This is a genomic window from Micromonospora sp. WMMB482 (genome assembly GCF_019038635.1).
Lineage (GTDB): Bacteria > Actinomycetota > Actinomycetes > Mycobacteriales > Micromonosporaceae > Micromonospora > Micromonospora marina.
Genome location: NZ_JAHOPD010000020.1, coordinates 4,468,063 through 4,489,396, shown reverse-complemented (window position 1 = coordinate 4,489,396; position 21,334 = coordinate 4,468,063). Strand labels below are relative to the sequence as shown.

The following is a 21,334-nucleotide window of genomic DNA, read 5'->3' as shown; positions in this document are numbered from 1 at the left end:
ACCCTCCCTCCCCCGCCCCGTGTTGGGGACGGAGGGAAGGGGTCACGTGGTGACGCGGGTGATGAAGGCGGTGAGGTGGGAGAGGGTGCGGTCGATCTTCTCCTCGAGGGTGATCGACTCGGGCAGGCGGGCGCCCGGGCCGGCGTCCCTGCGGCCCCGTAGGTAGAGCGAGCAGGCGAGATCGTCGCAGAGGTAGATGCCCACGGAGTTGCCCTGCTGTCCAGCCTTGCCCGCCTTGCGCGCGACCATCAGGCTGACGCCGCCGGCCGGGTTGGTCAGGCACACCGAGCACATGTTGCGGCGTTGCCGCCCGGGCCCGGGGCTCGGGCGGCGCAGGGCGAGGGCGACCGGACGGCCTTGCGGGGCGGCGACCAGGTAGGCACGGTCGGGCGCCTGGGGATCCCGCCAGCCGAGGTAGTCGAGGTCGGCCCAGGGACGGGCGCCGAGGTCGCGCGGGACGTGCAGCCGCTTCGCCTCGCCCTTGGTGCAGTTCACGAAGGCGGCACGGATCTCGGGTTCGGTCAACGGTGTCATACACCCGAGGGTAATTTGCCTAAAGGTATTAGGCAAAGCCATAATGAGTCTTGGTGAGAGGAGACTCATGGCCCGCGCGGGACTCAATCGAGGACGTCTGATCCAGGCCGGGGCGGAGCTGGCCGACGAGGTCGGCTTCGACCAGGTGACCGTCTCGGCGCTGGCCAGGAGGTTCGGCGTGACGGTCGCCAGCCTCTACTCGCACGTTCGCAACTCCCACGACCTGCGGGTCGGGATCGCGCTGCTCGCGCTCGGTGAACTCGCCGACGAGGCCGCCGACGCGCTCGCCGGGCGGGCCGGCAAGGAGGCGCTGACCGCCTTCGCGAACGTCTACCGCGACTACGCCCACCGCCACCCGGGCCGCTGGGCCGCAGCCCAGTTGCGGCTCGACCCGCAGACCGCAGCCGGCAGCGCCGGCGTCCGGCACTCCCAGATGATGCGGGCGATCCTGCGCGGCTACCGCCTGCCCGAGCCGGAGCAGACGCACGCCGTCCGCCTGCTCGGCAGCGTCTTCCAGGGTTTCGTCGGCCTGGAGATGGGGGGTGGCTTCGACCACAGCGCACCCGCTCCGCCGGAGAGCTGGGAACGGGTCTTGGACGCCGTCGACGCTCTGCTGCGCAACTGGCCGGCGGTCGGCGCCACCTAGGCCAACGGTTCCACGCCGGGCGGGAGCTGGCCGGTGGCGGTGGCGTCGTGGACGTACTCCAGGAGGATGCGGCGCAGCTCGCGCCCGGCGTGGGTGGGCACCACGTCGCGGCGGCGGGCCACCGCGATGGTCCGGCGGACGCCGGGCGGGACGAGCCGGGTGACCCGGATGCCGGCGCGCCGGGCCACCACGATGCCGGGCACCAGCGCGACGCCGAGCCCGGCCTCGACGAAGCTGAGCACCGCGTCCATCTCCCCGCCGTCGACGGACAGGGTCGGCTCGAACCCGGCCGCCCGGCACGCCTGGAGGGTGGCGTCGCGCAGGTCGTAGCCCTCGCGGAACATGACCAGCGGCTGGTCGCGCAGGTCGGTGATGCGCAGCTCCCCGGTGGGCGAGGCGCCCGGCAGCGGGTCGACCGAGGCCACCACCAGGCTCTCCCGCAGGATCGGGTCGGCGCGCAGCCCCGGGTCGGCGCCGGCCGCCGGCATGATGATCAGGGCGAGGTCGAGGTCGCCGCGGAGCAGGTCCCGGACGAGGTCCTGTGAACCGCCCTCCTCCACGCGCAGGTCGACGGTGGGGTGCGCGTCGCGGAACCGGCGCAGCACCGGCGGGGCGAGCGAGGTGGCCAGGCTGGGCGTGGCGCCGAGCCGGACCCGGCCCCGGCGCAGCCCCACCAGCTCCTGCACCTCGCGGGTGGCCGTCTCCACGTCGGCGAGGATCCGCTTGGCCAGCGGCAGCAGCACCTCACCGGCCGCGGTGAGTGTGATGTTGCCCCTTACCCGCTCGAACAGCGGGGCCCCCAGGTCGGTCTCCAGAGCGTGAATTTGCTTACTCAACGAGGGCTGGGTGATGCCGACAAGATCGGCTGCCTGGGTGAAATGTCGTACTTCGGCGACCGCCACGAAGTACCGAAGCTGATGGAGCTGCATCTACATAGCCTACGGCTATCAACACTGCGATTTCGATGCATTGGACGCCTGATCGAAGTGCTCTTAGCGTCGAGCCTGTGGTAATCACGAAAACTCGGTCGCCCATCCGCTCGAACGTCGGCCTCAAGGCCGTCATGGCGGTGACGGGCATCCTTCTTGTGCTGTTCCTGATCGCGCACATGCTCGGCAACCTGAAGATCTTCACGGGCGAGACGTCGTTCGACCACTACGCGCACTGGCTGCGGGACATCGGCACGCCGCTGCTGCCGACCACCTGGTTCCTGTGGATCCAGCGCGCGGTGCTCACCGCGGCCGTCCTCGGGCACATCGGCGCGGCCGTCGTGCTGGCGAAGCGGTCCCGGGCCGCCCGCCCGGTGCCGTACGCGCACCGCCGCAAGATCCACGTGAACTACGCGGCCCGCACGATGCGCTGGGGTGGTGTGATCATCCTGCTCTTCGTGATCTACCACATCCTCGACCTGACCACGGGTCACCTGAACCCGCAGGGCGACCCGGCCAACCCGTACGGCAACGTGGTCGCCGACTTCGCGCCGGAGCGCTGGTACGTCACGCTCTTCTACACCCTCGCGCTGGTGACCCTCGGCTTCCACCTGCGCCACGGCGCCTTCAGCGCGTTCCGCAGCCTCGGCCAGCAGACGCCCAAGGGCGAGCGCCGGGCCCGGATCGCCGCGCTCGTCTTCGCCGTCGCACTCGTCGGCGGCTACCTGCTGGTCCCGTTCGCCGTGATCACCGGATTGGTGGCCTGACATGGATCTCTACACCGAGGGCGACCCGATCGCCGACACCCGGGCCCCGGACGGCCCGATCGAGACGCGGTGGGACCGCCACCGCTTCGAGATGAAGCTGGTCAACCCGGCCAACCGCCGCAAGATGACGGTGATCGTGGTCGGCACCGGCCTGGCCGGCGGCTCCGCCGCCGCCACGCTGGCCGAGCAGGGCTACCGGGTGAGGTCCTACTGCTACCAGGACAGCCCGCGCCGGGCCCACTCGATCGCCGCGCAGGGCGGCATCAACGCCGCCAAGAACTACCGCAACGACGGCGACTCGGTGCACCGCCTGTTCTACGACACGGTCAAGGGCGGCGACTTCCGCTCCCGCGAGTCGAACGTGCACCGGCTGGCCGAGGTGTCGGTCAACATCATCGACCAGTGCGTGGCCCAGGGCGTGCCGTTCGCCCGCGAGTACGGCGGCCTGCTGGACACCCGCTCCTTCGGCGGCGCCCAGGTGCAGCGCACCTTCTACGCCCGGGGCCAGACGGGCCAACAGCTGCTGCTCGGCGCGTACCAGGCCCTGGAGCGGCAGATCGGCCTGGGCAACGTGGAGATGAACGCCCGCCACGAGATGCTCGAACTGGTCCTCGTCGACGGCCGCGCGCGCGGCATCGTGGTCCGCGACATGGTCACCGGCGAGATCAGCACCGAGATGGCCGACGCGGTCGTGCTCGCCTCCGGCGGCTACGGCAACGTCTTCTACCTCTCCACGAACGCCAAGGGCTGCAACGTCACCGCCTCCTGGCGGGCGCACCGCAAGGGCGCGTACTTCGCCAACCCCTGCTACACGCAGATCCACCCGACCTGCATCCCGGTCTCCGGCGACCACCAGTCGAAGCTGACCCTGATGAGCGAGTCGCTGCGCAACGACGGCCGGGTGTGGGTGCCCAAGGCCAAGGGCGACCAGCGCAGCCCGCGGGACATCCCCGAGGACGAGCGGGACTACTACCTGGAGCGGATCTACCCGTCCTTCGGCAACCTGGTCCCCCGCGACATCGCCTCCCGCGCCGCGAAGAACGTCTGCGACGAGGGACGTGGCGTCGGCCCGACCGGCCTCGGCGTCTACCTGGACTTCGCCGACGCGATCAACCGGCTCGGCCGCAAGGCCATCGAGGCCAAGTACGGCAACCTCTTCGAGATGTACGAGCGGATCACCGGCGAGGACCCGTACGAGGTGCCGATGCGGATCTACCCCGCCGTGCACTACACGATGGGCGGCCTCTGGGTCGACTACGACCTCCAGTCGAGCATCCCCGGCCTGTTCGTGATCGGTGAGGCCAACTTCTCCGACCACGGCGCGAACCGGCTCGGCGCCTCGGCGCTGATGCAGGGCCTGGCCGACGGCTACTTCGTGCTGCCGAACACGCTCGCCAACTACCTGGCCTCCGGCCCGCTGGACCAGGTCGACGCCAGCCACCCCGAGGCGGTCGCGGCGCGGACCGACGTCGAGGACCGGATCAAGCGGCTGCTGGCGATCAACGGCGACCGCACCGTGGACTCGTTCCACCGCGAACTGGGCCAGATCATGTGGGAGCACTGCGGCATGGAGCGCTCCGAGGCCGGGCTGCGCAAGGCGATCGACGAGATCCGCGCCCTGCGCGAGCAGTTCTGGCAGCGGGTGCGCGTCCCGGGCGACGGCGAGGGGCTCAACCAGTCGCTGGAGAAGGCCGGCCGGGTGGCCGACTTCTTCGAGCTGGCCGAGCTGATGTGCATCGACGCGCTGCACCGCGAGGAGTCGTGCGGCGGGCACTTCCGGGCCGAGTACCAGACCCCGGACGGCGAGGCGCAGCGCGACGACGACCGGTTCGCCTACGTGGCGGCCTGGGAGTACACCGGCACCGGTGAGCCCGTGCTGCACAAGGAAGACCTGACCTTCGAATACGTCCACCCCACGCAGCGGAGCTACAAGTGAACCTGACCCTGCGCATCTGGCGCCAGCACGGCCCCGAGGACAAGGGTCGGATGGTGACCTACCCGGTGCAGGACGTGTCCCCGGACATGTCCTTCCTGGAGATGCTCGACGTGCTCAACGAGCGGCTCATCCTCGACGGCGAGGAGCCGGTCGCGTTCGACCACGACTGCCGCGAGGGCATCTGCGGCGCGTGCAGCCTCATGATCAACGGTGAGGCGCACGGCCCGCAGCGCGGCACCACCGCCTGCCAGCTGCACATGCGGCAGTTCTCCGACGGCGACACGATCGACATCGAGCCCTGGCGGGCCCGCGCGTTCCCGGTCGTCAAGGACCTGGTGGTCAACCGCAACGCCTTCGACCAGATCATCGCCGCCGGCGGCTACGTGACCGCGCCGACCGGTAGCGCCCCGGAGGCGCACTCGGTGCCGGTGCCGAAGGCCGACGCGGACGCGGCGTTCGAGTCGGCGGCCTGCATCGGCTGCGGCGCCTGCGTGGCGGCCTGCCCGAACGGCTCCGGCATGCTGTTCACCGCCGCGAAGATCACCCAGCTCTCGCTGCTGCCGCAGGGCCAGCCGGAGCGCTACACCCGGGTGATCGGCATGGTGGACGCGCACGACGACGCCGGCTTCGGCGGCTGCACCAACGTCGGTGAGTGCGCGTCGGCCTGCCCGAAGGGCATCCCGCTGAACACCATCGGCCGCCTCAACCGGGACTACCTGAAGGCGACGGCCAAGCGCGCCGGCTCCTGACCGGACACCGCACGACCCACCCGACCGCCGCGTCCCGCATCCGGGGCGCGGCGGTCGCGCTTGTCCGGGGCACCAGGCCGCCGGCCCGCCGCCGATTCAACCCGCCTCTCGCGGGTAGCAGTCCGATGGACGGCACCGGAGAGGGGACATACGGGCATGAAGGCACTGACCTGGCACGGCAAGCGGGACGTCCGCGTCGAGGACGTCCCGGACCCCCGGATCGAGGAGCCGACCGACGCGATCGTCCGGATCACCTCGACCGCCATCTGCGGTTCCGACCTGCACCTGTACGAGGTGCTCGGGCCGTACCTGAAACCCGGCGACATCCTCGGGCACGAGCCGATGGGCATCGTCGAGGAGGTCGGGCCCGGCGTGACCCGGCTGAAGAAGGGCGACCGGGTGGTCGTCCCGTTCAACATCTCCTGCGGCTCGTGCTGGATGTGCGAGCGGCAGCTCTACGCGCAGTGCGAGACCACGCAGGTGACCAGCCAGGGCAAGGGCGCGTCCCTGTTCGGCTACACCTCTCTGTACGGCTCGATCCCCGGCGGCCAGGCCGAATACCTGCGCGTCCCGCAGGCCCAGTTCGGCCCGATCACGATCCCGGACAGCGGCCCGGACGAGCGCTGGCTCTACCTGTCCGACATCCTGCCCACCGCCTGGCAGGCCGTGAAGTACGCGGACGTCCCGCCCGGCGGCACGCTCGCCGTGTTCGGGCTCGGCCCGGTCGGGCAGTTCAGCGCCCGGATCGGCCGCCACCTGGGCGCAGGCCGGGTGATCGGGCTGGACCTGGTGCCCGAGCGGCTGGAGATGGCCCGGCGCCACGGCATCGAGGTGCTCGACGTCAGCCAGCTCGACGACGTGCCCGGAGCGCTCATCGACCTGGTCGACGGGCGCGGCCCGGACGCGGTGATCGACGCGGTCGGCATGGAGGCGCACGGCGCGCCGCTGGGCAAGATGGCCCAGACCGCCGCCGGGCTGCTGCCGGACAAGCTGGCCCAGGCGATGACCGACAAGGCCGGCGTGGACCGGCTGGTGGTGCTGCACGCCGCGGTCAAGGCCGTGCGGCGCGGCGGCACCGTGTCGATCTCCGGCGTGTACGGCGGCGAGCAGGATCCGATGCCGCTGATGGAGATGTTCGACCGGGGCATCCAGCTGCGCATGGGCCAGTGCCACGTGCGGCGCTGGGTCGACGAGATCATCCCGCTGCTGGAGCGCGACGACGACCCGCTGGGCGTGGAGGACCTGCGGACCCACCGGCTGCCGCTGACCGACGCGCCGGGCGCGTACGAGATGTTCCAGAAGAAGGAGGACGGCTGCGTCAAGGTCGTGCTCGCGCCGTGACCCGGACGGTGGTCGTCACCGGCGCGACCAGCGGGATCGGCCGGGCGACGGCCCGGGAACTGGCGGGCCGAGGGGACCGGCTGGTCCTCGCGGCCCGCTCCCCCGCCACGCTCGACGAGGTGCGCGACGAGTGCCGGGCGGCGGGCGCGACGGTGATCGCCGTACCGGTGGACGTGACGGAGCCCGGCGCGGTGGCCGCGCTGGCCGACGCGGCGCGGACCGAGTTCGGCGGCGTGGACGCCTGGGTGCACACCGCGGCGGTGATGTCCTACGGCCGCTTCGACGAGACCCCGGCCGAGGTGTTCGAGCAGGTGGTCCGCACCGACCTGCTGGCCGCCGCCGCGGTGGCCCGGGAGGCGCTGCGCCGGTTCCGGGACGCCGGCGGCGGCACGCTCGTGCTCACCGGCTCCGTGCTCGGGCACATCACCGCGCCCTACATGAGCGGCTACGTCGCCGCCAAGTGGGGCCTGCAGGGGCTGGCCCGCACGCTCCAGCAGGAGGCGCGGGAGACGCCCGGCATCGCGATCTGCCTGGTCAACCCGGGCAGCGTCGACACGCCCGTCTACCGGCAGGCGGCCAACTACCTGGGCCGGATCGGCCGCCCGCCGCCCCCGATCGCGTCGCCCGAACGGGTGGCACGGGCCATCGCGCACTGCCTCGACCGGCCCCGCCGGGAGGTGTCGGTGGGACGGCTGAACGTGGTCATGCGCTTCGGCTTCACCGTCCTGCCCGGCGTGTACGACGTGCTGGTCGGGCCGCTGATGCGCCTGGCCGGGCTGACCCGGCAGCCGGTCGCCGCGCACCAGGGCATCGTGTTCACGCCCAACCCGGCCGGCGAGGCGGTCCGGGGCGGGTGGCTGCCCGACGTGTCCCAGGTGGTCCGGGCCGTCGGCGGACGCGCGGCGACAGTGGCCTCCGCGGTACGCCGCCGGCTGCCCTGACCGCCGCGCTGGACCGTCGCACGGGCGGACCGTCCCGTGGGCGGACCGTCCCGCTGGCGGACCGTCGCGCGGGTGGCTGTCGCGTGGGCGGGCCGGGACGAGGGTGGTTACCGTGTACGACGGGACACGGCGGAGGGACGAGCATGCGGCAACCAACAGGGCGGGAACCGGACCGGACGCGCGGCGGGCGGGTCTGGAAGCTCGCCGGGCTGGCCGCCGTCGCCGGCCTGGCCTGGGTGGCGCGGGACGTGCCGGCCCAGCTCGGCGGCCGGCTCACCGGCGCCCGGGCGGAACGGGCGGCCCGGTCACCGCGCTTCCGCGACGGCACCTTCCACAACCCGGCCGGCGCCACCGCCACGATGGTCGCCGACCCGGGCCGCAACCTCGTCCGGGAACTGATCTTCGGCAAGCAGAAGCGGCGGCCGGGCAGTCCGGTGCCGCTGCTGCGCCCGGCCCCCGCGCCGGCCGGCGACCCGGCCCGCGAGCTGAACGTGATCTGGTACGGCCACGCCTCCACGCTCGTCGAGATCGAGGGGCACCGGGTGCTGCTCGACCCGGTGTGGAGCGACAGGTGCTCCCCGTCCGGGTTGGTCGGGCCGCGGCGCATCCACGAGCCGCCGGTCCGCCTGACCCAACTGCCCCCGCTGGACGCGGTGCTGATCTCGCACGACCACTACGACCACCTGGACATGGAGACCGTCCGCCGGCTGACCGACCTCCAGTCCGCGCCGTTCGTGGTGCCGCTCGGCGTCGGCGCCCACCTGGCCCGCTGGGGCGTACCCGAGCACCGCATCGTCGAGCTGGACTGGTCGGAGAGCCACCGGGCCGGCGCGCTGACGCTCACCGCCACCGCCGCGCAGCACTTCTCCGGGCGCGGGCTGCGCCGCGACGGCACGCTCTGGAGCTCCTGGACGATCACCGGGACGCACCGGAAGGTCTTCTACACCGGCGACTCCGGCTACTTCGACGGGTACGCCGCGATCGGCGCCGAGCACGGCCCGTTCGACGTGACGCTGATGCAGATCGGCGCGTACGACCGGGCGTGGCCGCACATCCACATGTTCCCGGAGGAGGCGGTCGCCGCCCACCTCGACGTCCGCGGCGGACTGCTGGTGCCGGTGCACTGGGGCACGTTCAACCTGGCCCTGCACGACTGGTCCGAGCCGGTGGACCGGCTCTGGGCCGAGGCGAAGGCGCGCGACGTCCGGCTCGCCGTGCCGCGTCCCGGCGAGCGGGTGGTGGTGGACGAGCCGCCGTCGGTGGACGGGTGGTGGCAGTCGGTCGCCTGAACCACGCCGAAAAATTCGGACAAGGCATGCTTCTGCGCATATTTGCGTACTCTGTTCGCTGACGAGTCAGCGGCCGGAGGACAGCATGCAGGTTCGCCTCTCCCCAGGCGTGGAAGATCCCCACACACCCACCTCGCAGGCGAGCGTCGCCGCGGCCGTCAAGCGGGGCGTCGACGTCGCCGTCTCGGCCACGGCCCTGCTGGTAGCGGCGCCGATCCTGGCCGTGGTCGCGGTCGCCGTGCTGCTCGGCATGGGCCGCCCGATCCTCTTCCGTCAGCAGCGGATCGGCCGGTACGGCCGCGAGTTCACCATCCTGAAGTTCCGGTCCATGGCGGGTGGTGACGACCGCTTCTCCCCCGGCGACGACCAGGCGCGGCTGACGCCCCTGGGACGGTGGCTGCGGGCGACCAGCCTGGACGAGCTACCCAGCCTCTGGAACATCCTGCGCGGCGACATGAGCCTCGTGGGTCCGCGCCCGTTCCCGACCAGCTACCGCGACCTCTACACGCCGGCGGAGTTCCGCCGGCACGACGTCCGGCCCGGCCTGACCGGACTCGCGCAGGTGAACGGCCGCAACGAGCTGGGCTGGGCGGAGCGTTTCGCCTACGACCTGCACTACGTGGAGCGCTGGAGCCTCCACCTGGACGCCCGCATCCTGGCCCGGACCGCGGTGGCAGTCCTGCGCCGGCAGGGCATCAGCGCGCCCGGCGCCGCCACGGCCCACGAGTTCCGTGGCACCGCCACGGAGGAGGCGGTGCCGGCGACTGCGGGAAGCGGCTCCCGGTGAGCCTCGACCTGGTCGTCGTCGGGTGCGGCGGCCACGGCCGGGAGATCGCCCAGATCGTGGCGGCGGTGAACGAGTCGGCCGTGCGGCCGCCGTGGCGGCTGGTCGGCTTCGTGGACGACAACCCGTCCGAGCGGAACCGCAAACGCGCCGAGTCGTGCGGCGCCCCCTACCTGGGAACCGTGGCGGCGCTCGGGCAGCTGCCGCCCGAGACCCACGTCGTGCTCGGCCTGGGCGACCCACGCGTCCGGCAGAAGGTGAGCGCGCGGGTCGACGCGTACGGCAGGCCGGCGGCGAGTCTCGTCCACCCGGATGCCACAGTCGGACCGGACCTGGTGTCGGCCGAGGGTCTCGTGGTGTTCGCCGGTGGCCGGATCACCACGAACGTCACCGCCGGGCGGCATCTGCACGTCAACCAGAACGCCACCCTCGCGCACGACTGCGTGGTCGGTGACTACGTCTCCCTGCATCCGCTCGCGGCGGTCTCCGGCGACTGCCGCCTCGACACCGCCGCGCTGATCGGCGCGGGCGCCGTGGTGCTACCGGGGCTGCGGGTCGGCACCGGCGCGACGGTCGGCGCCGGCGCGTGCGTGGTGCGCGACGTGCCGCCGGAGATCGTGGTCAAGGGCGTGCCGGCTCGCTGAGCGGTCCTCAGAGTACGAAGGCGTCCGTCCAGAGCGCGCCCGAGCGGCCCGACAACGCGTCCAGCATCGCCACCGCCTGACCGTCGGTGAGCTGCGCGACGAAGTCGATGATCGCCCGGCCCCGGGCCCGGCCGATCCGGTCCGGGGTACGCGGGTGCAGCTCCGCCTCGGCCAGTTCCACCAGGTCGTGCAGCCGGCGCGGCAGCCGGGACTCCTCGTCCGGGTCCAGCAACCACTCCCAGAGCGCCTCCACCAGCGTGCCCAGCAGCCGGGCCTGACCGCGCTGGTGCAGGGCCAGGTCCGGGCGGGCCAGCACGAACCGGTGGTGCACGAACTTGAGCACCTGCACCTCGTGCCACTGCGCCTTCGCCAGCAGCACGTACCCGGAGCGGACCCCCGGGTCGGGCGTCACCGTGATGGCGTCCACGAAGCGGGTGGACCAGCGGGCGGAGAACCGGGCCACGTACTGTTCCGCCTCGATCGAGCCGTCGAACGGCAGCGCCAGCAGCCCCTCCACCAGTTCCTCGCGGACGTGCTCGACAGCGGCGGCGAACGCCTCGTCGTCGGCGATCCAGCCGTCCTTGCGGTGCAGCTGCCGGCGCAGCCGCTCGATCGCCGCACCGGGCCGCCGGCCCGCCCCCTCCAGCGCCGACGCCGTGATCGACCGCAGGTGCCCGCACTCGCGCTGCCAGGCCATCAGCTCGGCCGCCACCGCACCCTGCTGGAGCACCCCGACGCGGTAGAAGTCCTCCACGTCGTGGATCGCGTACGCGATGTCGTCGGCGGTGTCCATCACCGACGCCTCGGGGGTCTGCTGCCAGTCCGGGATCCGGCCGGCGAACGGCTCCCGCGCCTGCCGCAGGTCGTCCAGCTCGGTGCGGTACGCCCCGAACTTCACCGACCCGCTGTCCGGATCCTCCGGCGGCGCCGCCGCGCCCCGGGGCGCGGGGTTCAGGTGACGCGGGTGCGGGTCGGGATGATCCAGCCGGGTCCACGGGTACTTCAGCATGGCCGCCCGGACCGCCGCGGTCAGGTCCAGCCCGGTGGTCGCCGCGCCGCGGATCTCGGTGCTGGTGACGATCCGGTACGACTGGGCGTTGCCCTCGAAGCCGTCGGGCAGCCCGAGGCGCTGCCGGGCCAGCCGGTCGAGCACCCGCTCCCCCAGGTGCCCGAACGGCGGGTGCCCGAGGTCGTGCGCGAGCGCGGCGGCCTCCACCACCTCCGGGTCGCAGCCGCCGAGCTTCTCCAGCAGGTCCCGGTGCGTCGGGTCGGCCGTCAGCCGCTCCGCTATCGCCCGGGCCACCTGGGCCACCTTCAGGCTGTGGGTGAGCCGGTTGTGCACGAGCAGCCCGGAACCACCCGGGCTGATCACCTGGGTCACGCCGCCCAGCCGGGTGAAGAACGGCGACCCGACGATCCGGTCCCGGTCGGCCCGGAACGGGCCGGCGGCCAGGTCGCCGAGCGCCCGGGCGCTGCCGCCGAACAGCCGCCGGGCCCGCGGATCCGCAGGTGCCTCCATGATCGCCACGCTAGCGCAGCCGGCGGCGGGCCGGGCACGGGCGGTCGGAGGCGAACGGCACAATGCACTGCGGAAACCACCCGAGAAGGCGGATGACAATCGTGACGCAGACTGTGCACCAGCGGATCGCCGAGGAACTCGGCGTCGCCGAACGGCAGGTACGGGCGGCAGTCGAGCTGCTCGACGGCGGCGCCACAGTGCCGTTCATCGCCCGCTACCGCAAGGAGGCCACCGGCCTGCTCGACGACGCGCAGCTGCGCACGCTGGAGGAGCGGCTGCGCTACCTGCGCGAGCTGGACGAGCGGCGCGCGGCCGTGCTGGAGTCGATCCGGAGCCAGGGCAAGCTCGACGAGGCGCTGGAGGCGCAGATCCTCTCCGCCGACTCCAAGTCCCGCCTGGAGGACATCTACCTGCCCTACAAACCGAAGCGGCGCACCCGCGCGCAGATCGCCCGCGAGGCCGGGCTGGAACCGCTCGCGGACACGCTCCTGGCCGATCCGGCCCAGGATCCGAAGACGGTCGCCGCCGGGTTCGCCGACCCGGACAAGGGCGTCGCGGACCCCGCCGCCGCTCTGGACGGGGCGCGGGCCATCCTGATCGAGCGCTTCGCCGAGGACGCCGACCTGATCGGCACGCTGCGCGAGCAGATGTGGTCGCGGGGCCGGCTGGTCTCCCGGGTACGCGACGGCCAGGAGACCGCCGGCGCGAAGTTCGCCGACTACTTCGACTTCGCCGAGCCGTACCCGAAGCTGCCCTCGCACCGCATCCTCGCCATGTTCCGCGGCGAGAAGGAGGGCGTGCTGGAGCTGACCATGGACCCGGAGGCCGACGGGGACGCCGACGCGGCCACCGGCCCCAGCCGCTACGAGGCGGCCGTGGCCGGACGCTTCGGCATCAGCGACCAGGGACGGCCCGCCGACAAGTGGCTGGCCGACACGGTGCGCTGGGCCTGGCGTACCCGGATCCTGATCCACCTGGGCGCGGACCTGCGGATGCGGCTGTGGCAGGCGGCCGAGGAGGAGGCCGTGCGGGTCTTCGCCACCAACCTGCGTGACCTGCTGCTCGCCGCGCCCGCCGGGGCGCGGGCGACGATGGGCCTCGACCCGGGCCTGCGTACCGGCGTGAAGGTGGCGGTGGTCGACGCCACCGGCAAGGTGGTCGCGACCGACACCATCTATCCGCACGAGCCGCGCCGGCAGTGGGACGCCTCGCTGCACACGCTCGCCACGCTCGCCGCCGCGCACGGCGTCGAGCTGGTCGCGATCGGCAACGGCACCGCCAGCCGGGAGACCGACAAGCTGGCCGGTGACCTGATCAAGCGGCACCCGGAGCTGAAGCTGACCAAGGTGGTCGTCTCCGAGGCCGGCGCGTCGGTCTACTCCGCCTCCGCGTACGCCTCGCAGGAGCTGCCCGGCCTGGACGTCTCGCTGCGCGGCGCGGTGTCGATCGCCCGCCGCCTCCAGGACCCGCTGGCCGAACTGGTGAAGATCGACCCGCGGTCGATCGGCGTCGGGCAGTACCAGCACGACCTGTCCGAGGTGAAGCTGTCCCGCTCGCTCGACGCGGTGGTCGAGGACTGCGTCAACGCGGTCGGCGTGGACGTCAACACCGCCTCCGCGCCGCTGCTCACCCGGGTCTCCGGCATCGGCGCCGGGCTGGCCGAGAACATCGTGCTGCACCGCGACGCCAACGGGCCGTTCCGTACCCGTGGAGAGCTGAAGAAGGTGCCGCGACTCGGACCGAAGGCGTTCGAGCAGTGCGCCGGCTTCCTGCGCATCCCCGGCGGCGACGACCCGCTCGACTCCTCCAGCGTGCACCCCGAGGCGTACCCGGTGGTGCGCCGCATCCTCTCCTCCACCGGCCAGGACCTGCGCGGCCTGATCGGCAGGTCGGCCATCCTGCGCGGCCTGCGCGCGACCGACTTCGTGGACGAGACGTTCGGCCTGCCCACGGTCGCCGACATCCTGACCGAGCTGGAGAAGCCGGGCCGCGACCCACGTCCGGAGTTCCGCACCGCGACGTTCGTCGAGGGCGTGGAGAAGATCGGCGACCTGACGCCGGGCATGGTGCTGGAGGGCGTGGTGACGAACGTGGCCGCGTTCGGCGCGTTCGTCGACGTCGGCGTGCACCAGGACGGGCTCGTGCACGTCTCGGCCATGTCGCACACCTTCGTCAAGGATCCGCGCGACGTGGTGAAGTCCGGCGACGTGGTCAAGGTCCGGGTGCTCGACGTGGACGTGCCGCGCAAGCGGATCTCGCTCACGCTTCGGCTGGACGACGAGGCGCCCGCCGGTGGCGGACGCCCGGCGGGCGGCGACGGCCGACGGGACCGGGGCGGCGCCAGCCCTCGGCCGGGCGGCCAGGGGCGGGGCGGCCAGCGCGGCGGGCAGAGCGGAGGCGGCCAACGCGGCGGCTCGGGCGGTGGCGGACAGGGCGGTGGCGGGCAGGGCGGCGCGTCGCGCGGTGCCCAGCAGCAGCGGCCCGGGCGCGGTGGCGGTGCCGGTGCCCCGGTCAACGACGCCATGGCGGAGGCGCTGCGCCGCGCCGGACTGGCCTGACACCACCCTTGATCAACACAATCTCGCCGAGGTGGTGGGATCGGAGGCTCCACGACACCACCACCTCGGCGAGCTGGAGTTGACCACGCCGGGCGGCGCCGGTTCCGCGTACCCTCACGGTCGTGGGGGCCGAGGACGACGAACGGTGGCGGGAGCGGCGACGCCACGCGGTGCGGGCGCACGCGGAGGCCGCCGACCGGGAGCGCGCCGCGGAGCAGGCGGAGGCCGCCGATCTCGTGGCCCGGTTCGCCGCCGAGGCGCTGCGGCGAGGGCTGCGTGCCGACCGGCTGACGGCCACCGGCCACGACGGGCGCGGGCGCTACCGCACGCGGATCACCGGCTGGTACGTGGACCGGGCGCACAGCCGCGCGGTGGACACCGAGGGGCGCTTCTATCTGCTCACCGTGCCGCCCGGCCTGCGCTCGCGGCTGCTCGGGGCCGACCCGCGGCCCAGCGCGCCGCCGGTTGTGGTCGGCCGGGGCGGCCGCGACGGCGAGTCGGTGCCGCTGGCGGCGCTGCTCAGCCGACGTCTCGACGCGGGCGACGACTGGCCCTGACCGGCGACGGCCGCTGTTCGGCCCGCTGCCGCGGTACCGCGTGCGCGGCCCGCCGGGACACGTGCCGCCACCAGCACAGCTGGACCACCAGCGTGATCAACCCGGCGAGCACGATCGCCGCCAGGTTGATCACCAGTTGGAGGGCGGAGCCCGCCGCCTCGTACCAGACGCCGTACGCCGACGCGACAGCGACGTTCGCCGCCGCCGGCACCGTGGTCACCGAGATCAGTACGCCGACGAGCGACCCGGACTTCTTCGACGTCAGCGACAGCATGCCCGCGACACCGGCGAGCAGGCCCACCACCCATGACAACGCATCCGGGCGCCAGATGAAGTCGGTCATCGGCCGTTCCGCCAGCAGCATGTCCCGGTCGACCAGGCCGGCCGCGGTGAGCGCCCAGGTGCTCAGCACGGTGGCCACCATGGCGACGACGAAGCCGACGGTCAGGGCCTGCACCGAGCGGCCGGCCACACGCGGCTGCCGCCGCAGCAGCGCCACGCAGAGCGCGGCGAGCGGTCCGAACTCGGGCCCGACCACCATCGCGCCGACGATCAGGATGGGCTGGTCGAGCAGCACGCCGATCCCGGCGATCATGGTGGCGACCACGATCAGGGCGAGGAACGTGCCGGTGAGCACCGTCTGCTCGCCGGTCTTCGCGGCGATCTCGTCCCAGACCACGGCGTCCTCGCCGTGCCCGGGTGCCTCCTCGGCGGCCCGGTCGGCCGCCTCGGACAGGGTCAGCTCCACGTCGTCGGCGGCGATCGCGCCGTGCGCCTCGACGCCGAGTTCCTGGAGCCGGCTCAGCACGCCGTCGGCGCTCTCCCGGACGACGTCGCAGGTGACGTAGTCACCGGCGGGCTGGCGGGCGGCGCCGGGCAGTACCACGAGGTGCGTGACGCCGGGATCGGCGGCCAGCAGTTCCACGACCGCCGACGACTGGTCGCTCGGCGCGATCACCCTCACGTGCAGCACTCGGGACTCCTGGATCGTCGATTCCTGGCAGGGCCGCCGCACTCTACTCGGTACCGGGGCGCCGATCGCGGCCCGACGGGCGCGGCACGATCGTGTGCTTTTCGGCATGAACCCGACGTACGCCATCACCCCTCGGCGGGTTTGACCGTTTTACCGTCCGTGACCCTTCGCTGCCACGACCGTGATCCCGCTGCGGGGACGGAGGCTCGATGACCGGCCGGATCTACCTGTCCCCGCCCGATGTCGGGCCCCTGGAGGAGTCCTACGTGCTCCGCGCGATCCGCTCGGGCTGGGTGGCGCCGCTCGGGCCTGAGGTGGAGGCGTTCGAGCGGGAGGTGGCGGAACGTGTCGGGGCGGCGCACGCGCTGGCCCTCAACTCCGGCACCTCCGCGCTGCACCTCGCGCTGCTCACACTCGGTGCCGGGCCGGGAAGTGTGGTGGTGGCGCCCACGATGACGTTCGCGGCCACCGCCAACGCCGCTGTCTACACCGGCGCCGAGCCGGTCTTCGTCGACTGCGACCCGGCGACCGGGAACATGGACGTGAGCGCGCTCGCCGAGATGCTCGACATGTTGAGCCGGGCCGGCGAGAGGGTCGCAGCGGTCCTGATCGCGGACATGTTCGGCACCTGCGCCGATTACCACGAGCTGCTGCCGGTGTGCGAGGCGGCAGGCGTGCCGGTGGTCGAGGACGCCGCGCAGGCTCTGGGCGCCACCTACCGCGGGCGTCCCGCCGCCACCTTCGGCCGGCTCAACGCGCTGTCGTTCAACGGCAACAAGATCATCACCACGTCCGGCGGCGGGATGCTGCTCTCCGACGATGAGACGTTGCTCGCCCGCTGCCGGCACCTTGCCACCCAGGCGCGCGAGCCCGTACCGCACTACGAGCACGTCGACGTGGGTTACAACTACCGCCTCAGCAACCTGCTCGCCGCCTTGGGCCGGGCGCAGCTGCACCGGCTGGACGGGATGATGCGCCGCCGCCGGCTGCTGCGCGAGCGCTACGCCAAGCTGTTCTCCGGCGTGCCCGGGGTCCGACTGCTCGGCGACGGGGACGAGGGCTCGAACTGCTGGCTGACCAGCATCGTGGTCGACCCCGAGCAGACCGGGTGGCCAGCCGCGGAACTCGGGGCGCACCTGGCCGCGCGGGACATCGAGACCCGGCACGTGTGGAAGCCGATGCATCGGCAGCCGGTGTTCGCCGGGTGCCGGGCTGTCGTGACCGGCGCCTCGGACCGCCTGTTCGCCCGAGGGCTCACCCTGCCCAGCGGCTCCGCCCTGGACGACGACCGCCTGGCGCGGGTCGTCGGCGCGGTCGAGCAGTTCCTGGACGCCCGGTGACGGCCGGCGCGGGCACTCGCCCGCTGCGGATCGCCGTCCTGCTGAAGACCGACCAGGGCGGACTCTGGATCATCCCGCAGGTAGAGGAACTACGCCGCCGTGGGCACGAGGTGACGGCGGTCCTGCCGCGCCGGACCGGGCGGCTGACCGAGGAACTGCGGCGGCGAGGTGTCGAGGTGCACGACTCGCCGTTCGACTTCCGCTTCCGGCCGCGCCCGTCGACGCTGCGGGATCTGTGGCGGCTCCGCCGCCTGATCAGGCGGCTCCGCCCGGACGTGCTGAAGTACCACCTCTACGCGTCCGCGCTCGCCGCCCGCTTCGCGAGTCTGCGACTGCCGCTTCGCCGGGTGCACATGGTGGCCGGACCGCTGTACCTGGAGTCTCCGCTGATCAAGCTCGTCGAGCGGGTGCTGTGGCGGCTCGACGACGTCACCATCTGCGGCACCGGCCACACCTCGGGCCTCTACGGCGCGCTCGGGTGTCCCGCGCCCCGGCGCCCGGTCGTCACCTACGGCGCCCGGACCGCGCACTTCGCCGACCTGGCCGGCTCGGCTGACCGGCGGGAGGTGCGGGCCAAGGCGCGCGCCGAACTCGGCATCGAGGAGGATGCCTTCGTCGCCATCATGGTCGCCTACGTCTATCCGCCCCGGAGGCTGGTCCATCAGGGCCGCGGCATCAAGGGCCACGACGTGCTGCTTGCGGCCTGGCAAAAGTTCCGCGTCGACCACCCGGACGCCCGGCTGCTCCTGGTGGGCGCCGGTTTCTCGGCGGACGGAGAGGCCCACCGCCGCGAGTTGATCCAGCGCTTCGAGGTCGATCGGGATCCGAGCGTGACGTGGTTGACGTCGGTGTCGGACGTGCGCGACTGCTACCGCGCCGCCGACGTGAGCGTCAGTCCCTCGCTGTCCGAGGGGCACGGCGCCGCCTGTGAGGCGGGGGCCACCGGGGTGCCCTGCATCGTCAGCGACGCCGGCGGTCTGCCCGAGACCGTCGATGAGACGACCGGCTGGGTGGTGCCACGCAACGACGTGGCGGCGCTGGTCGCCGGACTGCGGCAGGCCTACGGCGAGTTCGCCGACGGCCGGCTCCGGCTGCGGGGTGAGCGGGCCCAGCGGTTCGCGCTGCGGCACTTCGACAACACCGTTGCCGCCGGCGATGTCGCCGACGTGGTGGAGGCCGCCTGCCGGGCCGACGGGAGAGCCTGATGCGGGTCGTGGTGACATCGGAGTCGCGCTTCAGCCGGACTCGAGACGGCGCGGTCTGGGTCGAAGCAGGCCCGGACAACGCGATCTGGCGGCGCTACCTGGTCGCCTTCGACAGCGTACGCGTCGCCGCCCGGGTCCGGGACGTCGCGCGGCGACCAGCGGCCGCGGCCCGGGTCGACGGGGACGGCGTCGAGGTCTGGGCGTTGCCGTACTACGTCGGGCCGCGGGGTTACCTGTTGGGACGGCGGGCGATCGCCGCAGCGGTGTCCGCCGCGGCGGAACCCACGGACGCCGTGGTGCTCCGGGTGCCCTCGCCGATCGGCTCACTGCTGGCTCGGGCCCGCGACCGGGCCCGCCTCCCGTACGCGCTCGAAGTGATAGGCGATCCGTACGACGTGCTCGCCCCGGGAGTCGTCCGGCATCCGCTGCGGCCACTGCTGCGCATGGTGTCCACCCGGACACTGCGCCGACAGTGCCGTGCGGCCGCCGCCGTGGCGTACGAGACGGAACGTCGCCTGCAACTCCGCTACCCCACGTTGCCGACCACGCCGACGGCCGGCATCTCCAGCGTCGACCTGCCACCGGCGGCGTTCGTGCCGCGGGCCCGGCCGGTCCGGCAACTTCCGCCAGTGGCGACACTGGTATCGGTCGGGTCGCTCGAACAGCTCTACAAGGGAATCGACACGCTCGTCTCCGCGCTGGCGCTGATGCCCGCCGACGGGCCCAGGGCCCGGCTCGTGCATGTCGGCACGGGCGTCTACCGTCCCCATCTGGAGCAGTTGGCCGACCGGTCGGGAGTGGCCGACCGGGTGACTTTCACCGGCCCGCTACCCGACGCTGAGGCGGTCCGCCGCCAACTGGACTCGGCGGACCTGTTCGTGATGCCGTCGCGTACCGAGGGCCTGCCCCGGGCGCTCATCGAGGCGATGGCCAGAGCGCTGCCGGCGGTCGGTTCGACCGCCGGCGGCATCCCGGAGCTGCTCGAGCCGGACTGCCTGGTGCCGCCCGACGACCCGGCCGCGCTCGCCTCCACGGTCACCGCGATGCTGGCCGACCCGGACCGGCTCGCGGCTGCCTCGGCCCGCAACCTCCGCCGGGCCCGTGGCTTCTCCGCCGAGACGCTCGACGCCCGCCGGGCGTCGTTCTACCGGACTGTCGCTGAGTTCACCGCCGCCGGCCGGGCGGGCCGCAGAACACCGGCCCCCCTTCCGTCCGCGCGCTGACGTCCCGCGAACCGGACGGTACGCGCATCAACCGATGCGGGCACCGTCCGGTCGGGACCGTTCAGGTGGCGGGGTGCCGGACGCCCTCTCGCGCGGCGTCCCGAAGGATGTCGAGGTAACGGCCGAGCTGGTCCTCACGGAACAGCCCGTCCAGCGCGGCGGCCGGCACTGCCGGCACCCGTCCAGTGCGTTCCTTGACGGCCAGCCACTCCCGCAACCGGGCTGCGATCGCGGCCGGGTCGTTTGCCACGACACCCGCGCTCCGTTCGCGCAGCAGGCGCGCGGCCACGCCGTTCTCATAACCGAGCAGGAGGACGGGGCGGCGGGCCTGGAGGTAGTCGAAGATCTTGCCGGTCACCGTGCCGGCGTCTCGCGGATCGTTCCACATGAGCAGGACGAGCGCGTCCGCGTCCGCCTGGATCCGCCACGACTTCTCCGGCGAGACCTGGCCGAGAAGGGTGACGCAGTCGGTCACGCCGGCCCGTTCGGCGGCGGCGCGGGTGATGCCGTGGTCCTCCCCCGCGAAGATCACGTGCACCTTCGCGGCGTCCGCGCCGAGCAGTGCGATCGCGTCGATCAGCGGACTCGGATCACGCTTTCCCGGATAGATGTAGCCGGTGTGTGCGAGCGTCAGCGTGGTAGTCGACGCCTCGACGCCGACCGAGGTCGCCAAGGACGCCATCGGTACGGGGCGGCGATCGATGCCGTTCATCACCACGTGCGTCTGCACCCTGAAGGTGCGGCGGATCGTCTCCGCCAGCGGCTCCGAGACCGTCACGCACGCCGCCACGGTCCGCAGGACGCGCCGCTCCAGCCTCTTGTCGACCGCTCGGCGCAGTGCCGAGCGCGCCCAGTACTCGTTGCCGACGGACCACAGGTCCCGGTAGTCAGCGACCCACGGCACCCGGAACCGCCGGGCGAGGGCGGCGGCCACGACGAATCCGGAGAAGGGCGGGCCGGACACGAGGATGACGTCCGGGCGCCATCCAGCGGCGCCCCGGTCGAAGTTCCGTACCGGTGGCCGGATCCAGTTGAGCTGTGGGTCCGGCAGCAACAGTTCCATGCCGGCCTTGACCAGGAGTCGATCGGCGCCGGAGCGGATCCGCCCGAGCCGGGACGGCGGTGGGGCGACGCCGTCCGGCACCGGCTCTCCCGCACTCCGGCCGGGCCGGCGGAGGCGCGGCGACGGCGCGATCCGGATCAGGTGCTCCTCGGGCACCGGTACGGGCGCGCCGCCCTGGTCGGCCCTGACTGCGGTCAGCACCCGGACGTCCCATCCCTGCTGCTTCGCGAAGGCCGCGAGGGCCGCGGGCCGCCGTGCGCCCACGGTCTCCGCAGGCGGGAAGTGATAAGAGACGATCAGCAGGCGCGGGGCCGGCTCCGGGTGCGCATTCCTCAT

At 72.9% G+C, this 21,334-nt stretch carries 19 protein-coding genes; 14 read left to right on the top strand and 5 right to left on the bottom strand.

The window, feature by feature from the left end; genetic code table 11:
• Nucleotides 1-42: 42 nt before the first annotated feature.
• Entirely contained in the window at nucleotides 43-534 is a 492-nt protein-coding gene (locus KSK32_RS22310) for an FBP domain-containing protein (protein ID WP_216932958.1), read from the bottom strand.
• Between the two features lie 67 nt (nucleotides 535-601).
• Here KSK32_RS22310 and KSK32_RS22305 point away from each other — a divergent pair, with 67 nt between their 5' ends.
• Entirely contained in the window at nucleotides 602-1,180 is a 579-nt protein-coding gene (locus KSK32_RS22305; protein WP_216932957.1) for a TetR/AcrR family transcriptional regulator, read from the top strand.
• On the opposite strand, the gene KSK32_RS22300 is transcribed toward KSK32_RS22305, so the two are convergent.
• Entirely contained in the window at nucleotides 1,177-2,109 is a 933-nt protein-coding gene (locus KSK32_RS22300) for a LysR family transcriptional regulator (protein WP_216932956.1), read from the bottom strand. The two genes, KSK32_RS22305 and KSK32_RS22300, sit on opposite strands and share 4 nt — an antisense overlap.
• An 83-nt stretch (nucleotides 2,110-2,192) precedes the next feature.
• On the opposite strand from KSK32_RS22300, the gene KSK32_RS22295 reads away from it, so the two are divergent.
• The 8 genes from KSK32_RS22295 to KSK32_RS22260 all read left to right on the top strand — a co-directional run bounded on the left by KSK32_RS22295 (nucleotide 2,193) and on the right by KSK32_RS22260 (nucleotide 10,560).
• The gene (locus tag KSK32_RS22295) at nucleotides 2,193-2,876 is read left to right on the top strand and encodes a succinate dehydrogenase cytochrome b subunit (protein WP_308163807.1); all 684 of its coding nucleotides are present in this window, start codon (nucleotides 2,193-2,195) and stop codon (nucleotides 2,874-2,876) included.
• Nucleotide 2,877: 1 nt separating this feature from the next.
• Nucleotides 2,878-4,812, top strand: a complete 1,935-nt coding sequence (locus KSK32_RS22290) for a fumarate reductase/succinate dehydrogenase flavoprotein subunit (RefSeq protein ID WP_216932954.1) — start codon at nucleotides 2,878-2,880, stop codon at nucleotides 4,810-4,812.
• A complete protein-coding gene (locus KSK32_RS22285) occupies nucleotides 4,809-5,561 on the top strand; it encodes a succinate dehydrogenase/fumarate reductase iron-sulfur subunit (RefSeq protein WP_216932953.1) in 753 nt (250 codons plus the stop codon). The genes KSK32_RS22290 and KSK32_RS22285 overlap by 4 nt, the downstream gene beginning before the upstream one ends.
• Before the next feature lie 156 nt (nucleotides 5,562-5,717).
• The gene (locus KSK32_RS22280) at nucleotides 5,718-6,902 is read left to right on the top strand and encodes a zinc-dependent alcohol dehydrogenase (protein ID WP_216932952.1); all 1,185 of its coding nucleotides are present in this window, start codon (nucleotides 5,718-5,720) and stop codon (nucleotides 6,900-6,902) included.
• Nucleotides 6,899-7,843, top strand: coding sequence for an SDR family NAD(P)-dependent oxidoreductase (locus KSK32_RS22275; protein WP_216932951.1), 945 nt, complete (start codon nucleotides 6,899-6,901; stop codon nucleotides 7,841-7,843). Before KSK32_RS22280 ends, KSK32_RS22275 begins: the two co-directional genes overlap by 4 nt.
• 143 nt (nucleotides 7,844-7,986) lie before the next feature.
• Nucleotides 7,987-9,132, top strand: a complete 1,146-nt coding sequence (locus tag KSK32_RS22270; protein WP_216932950.1) for an MBL fold metallo-hydrolase — start codon at nucleotides 7,987-7,989, stop codon at nucleotides 9,130-9,132.
• Between the two features lie 109 nt (nucleotides 9,133-9,241).
• The gene (locus KSK32_RS22265; RefSeq protein ID WP_289256362.1) at nucleotides 9,242-9,919 is read left to right on the top strand and encodes a sugar transferase; all 678 of its coding nucleotides are present in this window, start codon (nucleotides 9,242-9,244) and stop codon (nucleotides 9,917-9,919) included.
• The gene (locus KSK32_RS22260; protein WP_216932948.1) at nucleotides 9,916-10,560 is read left to right on the top strand and encodes an acetyltransferase; all 645 of its coding nucleotides are present in this window, start codon (nucleotides 9,916-9,918) and stop codon (nucleotides 10,558-10,560) included. The genes KSK32_RS22265 and KSK32_RS22260 overlap by 4 nt, the downstream gene beginning before the upstream one ends.
• Nucleotides 10,561-10,567: 7 nt before the next feature.
• Here the strand turns inward: KSK32_RS22260 and KSK32_RS22255 are convergent, their stop codons facing one another.
• A complete protein-coding gene (locus KSK32_RS22255; RefSeq protein WP_216932947.1) occupies nucleotides 10,568-12,079 on the bottom strand; it encodes a deoxyguanosinetriphosphate triphosphohydrolase family protein in 1,512 nt (503 codons plus the stop codon).
• Between the two features lie 101 nt (nucleotides 12,080-12,180).
• Between KSK32_RS22255 and KSK32_RS22250 the strand changes: the two genes are divergently transcribed.
• Together KSK32_RS22250 and KSK32_RS22245 are read left to right on the top strand one after the other, a co-directional pair.
• Nucleotides 12,181-14,637 (top strand): Tex family protein, encoded by a 2,457-nt coding sequence (locus KSK32_RS22250; RefSeq protein ID WP_216932946.1) that lies wholly within the window; start codon nucleotides 12,181-12,183, stop codon nucleotides 14,635-14,637.
• 122 nt (nucleotides 14,638-14,759) lie between these two features.
• A complete protein-coding gene (locus KSK32_RS22245; protein WP_216932945.1) occupies nucleotides 14,760-15,194 on the top strand; it encodes a hypothetical protein in 435 nt (144 codons plus the stop codon).
• Here the strand turns inward: KSK32_RS22245 and KSK32_RS22240 are convergent.
• A complete protein-coding gene (locus KSK32_RS22240; RefSeq protein WP_216932944.1) occupies nucleotides 15,157-16,167 on the bottom strand; it encodes a DUF389 domain-containing protein in 1,011 nt (336 codons plus the stop codon). The genes KSK32_RS22245 and KSK32_RS22240 overlap by 38 nt on opposite strands.
• A 209-nt stretch (nucleotides 16,168-16,376) precedes the next feature.
• On the opposite strand from KSK32_RS22240, the gene KSK32_RS22235 reads away from it, so the two are divergent.
• From KSK32_RS22235 to KSK32_RS22225, 3 genes are read left to right on the top strand one after another with little or no spacing between them, the layout of a single operon-like run.
• Entirely contained in the window at nucleotides 16,377-17,507 is a 1,131-nt protein-coding gene (locus KSK32_RS22235) for a DegT/DnrJ/EryC1/StrS aminotransferase family protein (RefSeq protein ID WP_216932943.1), read from the top strand.
• The gene (locus KSK32_RS22230; RefSeq protein WP_216932942.1) at nucleotides 17,504-18,712 is read left to right on the top strand and encodes a glycosyltransferase family 4 protein; all 1,209 of its coding nucleotides are present in this window, start codon (nucleotides 17,504-17,506) and stop codon (nucleotides 18,710-18,712) included. Before KSK32_RS22235 ends, KSK32_RS22230 begins: the two co-directional genes overlap by 4 nt.
• Nucleotides 18,712-19,935 carry a glycosyltransferase gene (locus KSK32_RS22225; RefSeq protein WP_216932941.1) on the top strand — a complete coding sequence of 408 codons (1,224 nt, stop codon included), beginning with the start codon at nucleotides 18,712-18,714 and terminating at the stop codon, nucleotides 19,933-19,935. Before KSK32_RS22230 ends, KSK32_RS22225 begins: the two co-directional genes overlap by 1 nt.
• Before the next feature lie 61 nt (nucleotides 19,936-19,996).
• Here KSK32_RS22225 and KSK32_RS22220 read toward each other — a convergent pair whose 3' ends face one another.
• Nucleotides 19,997-21,334: a glycosyltransferase gene (locus tag KSK32_RS22220; RefSeq protein WP_256451502.1), complete on the bottom strand. Its 1,338-nt coding sequence runs from the start codon at nucleotides 21,332-21,334 to the stop codon at nucleotides 19,997-19,999.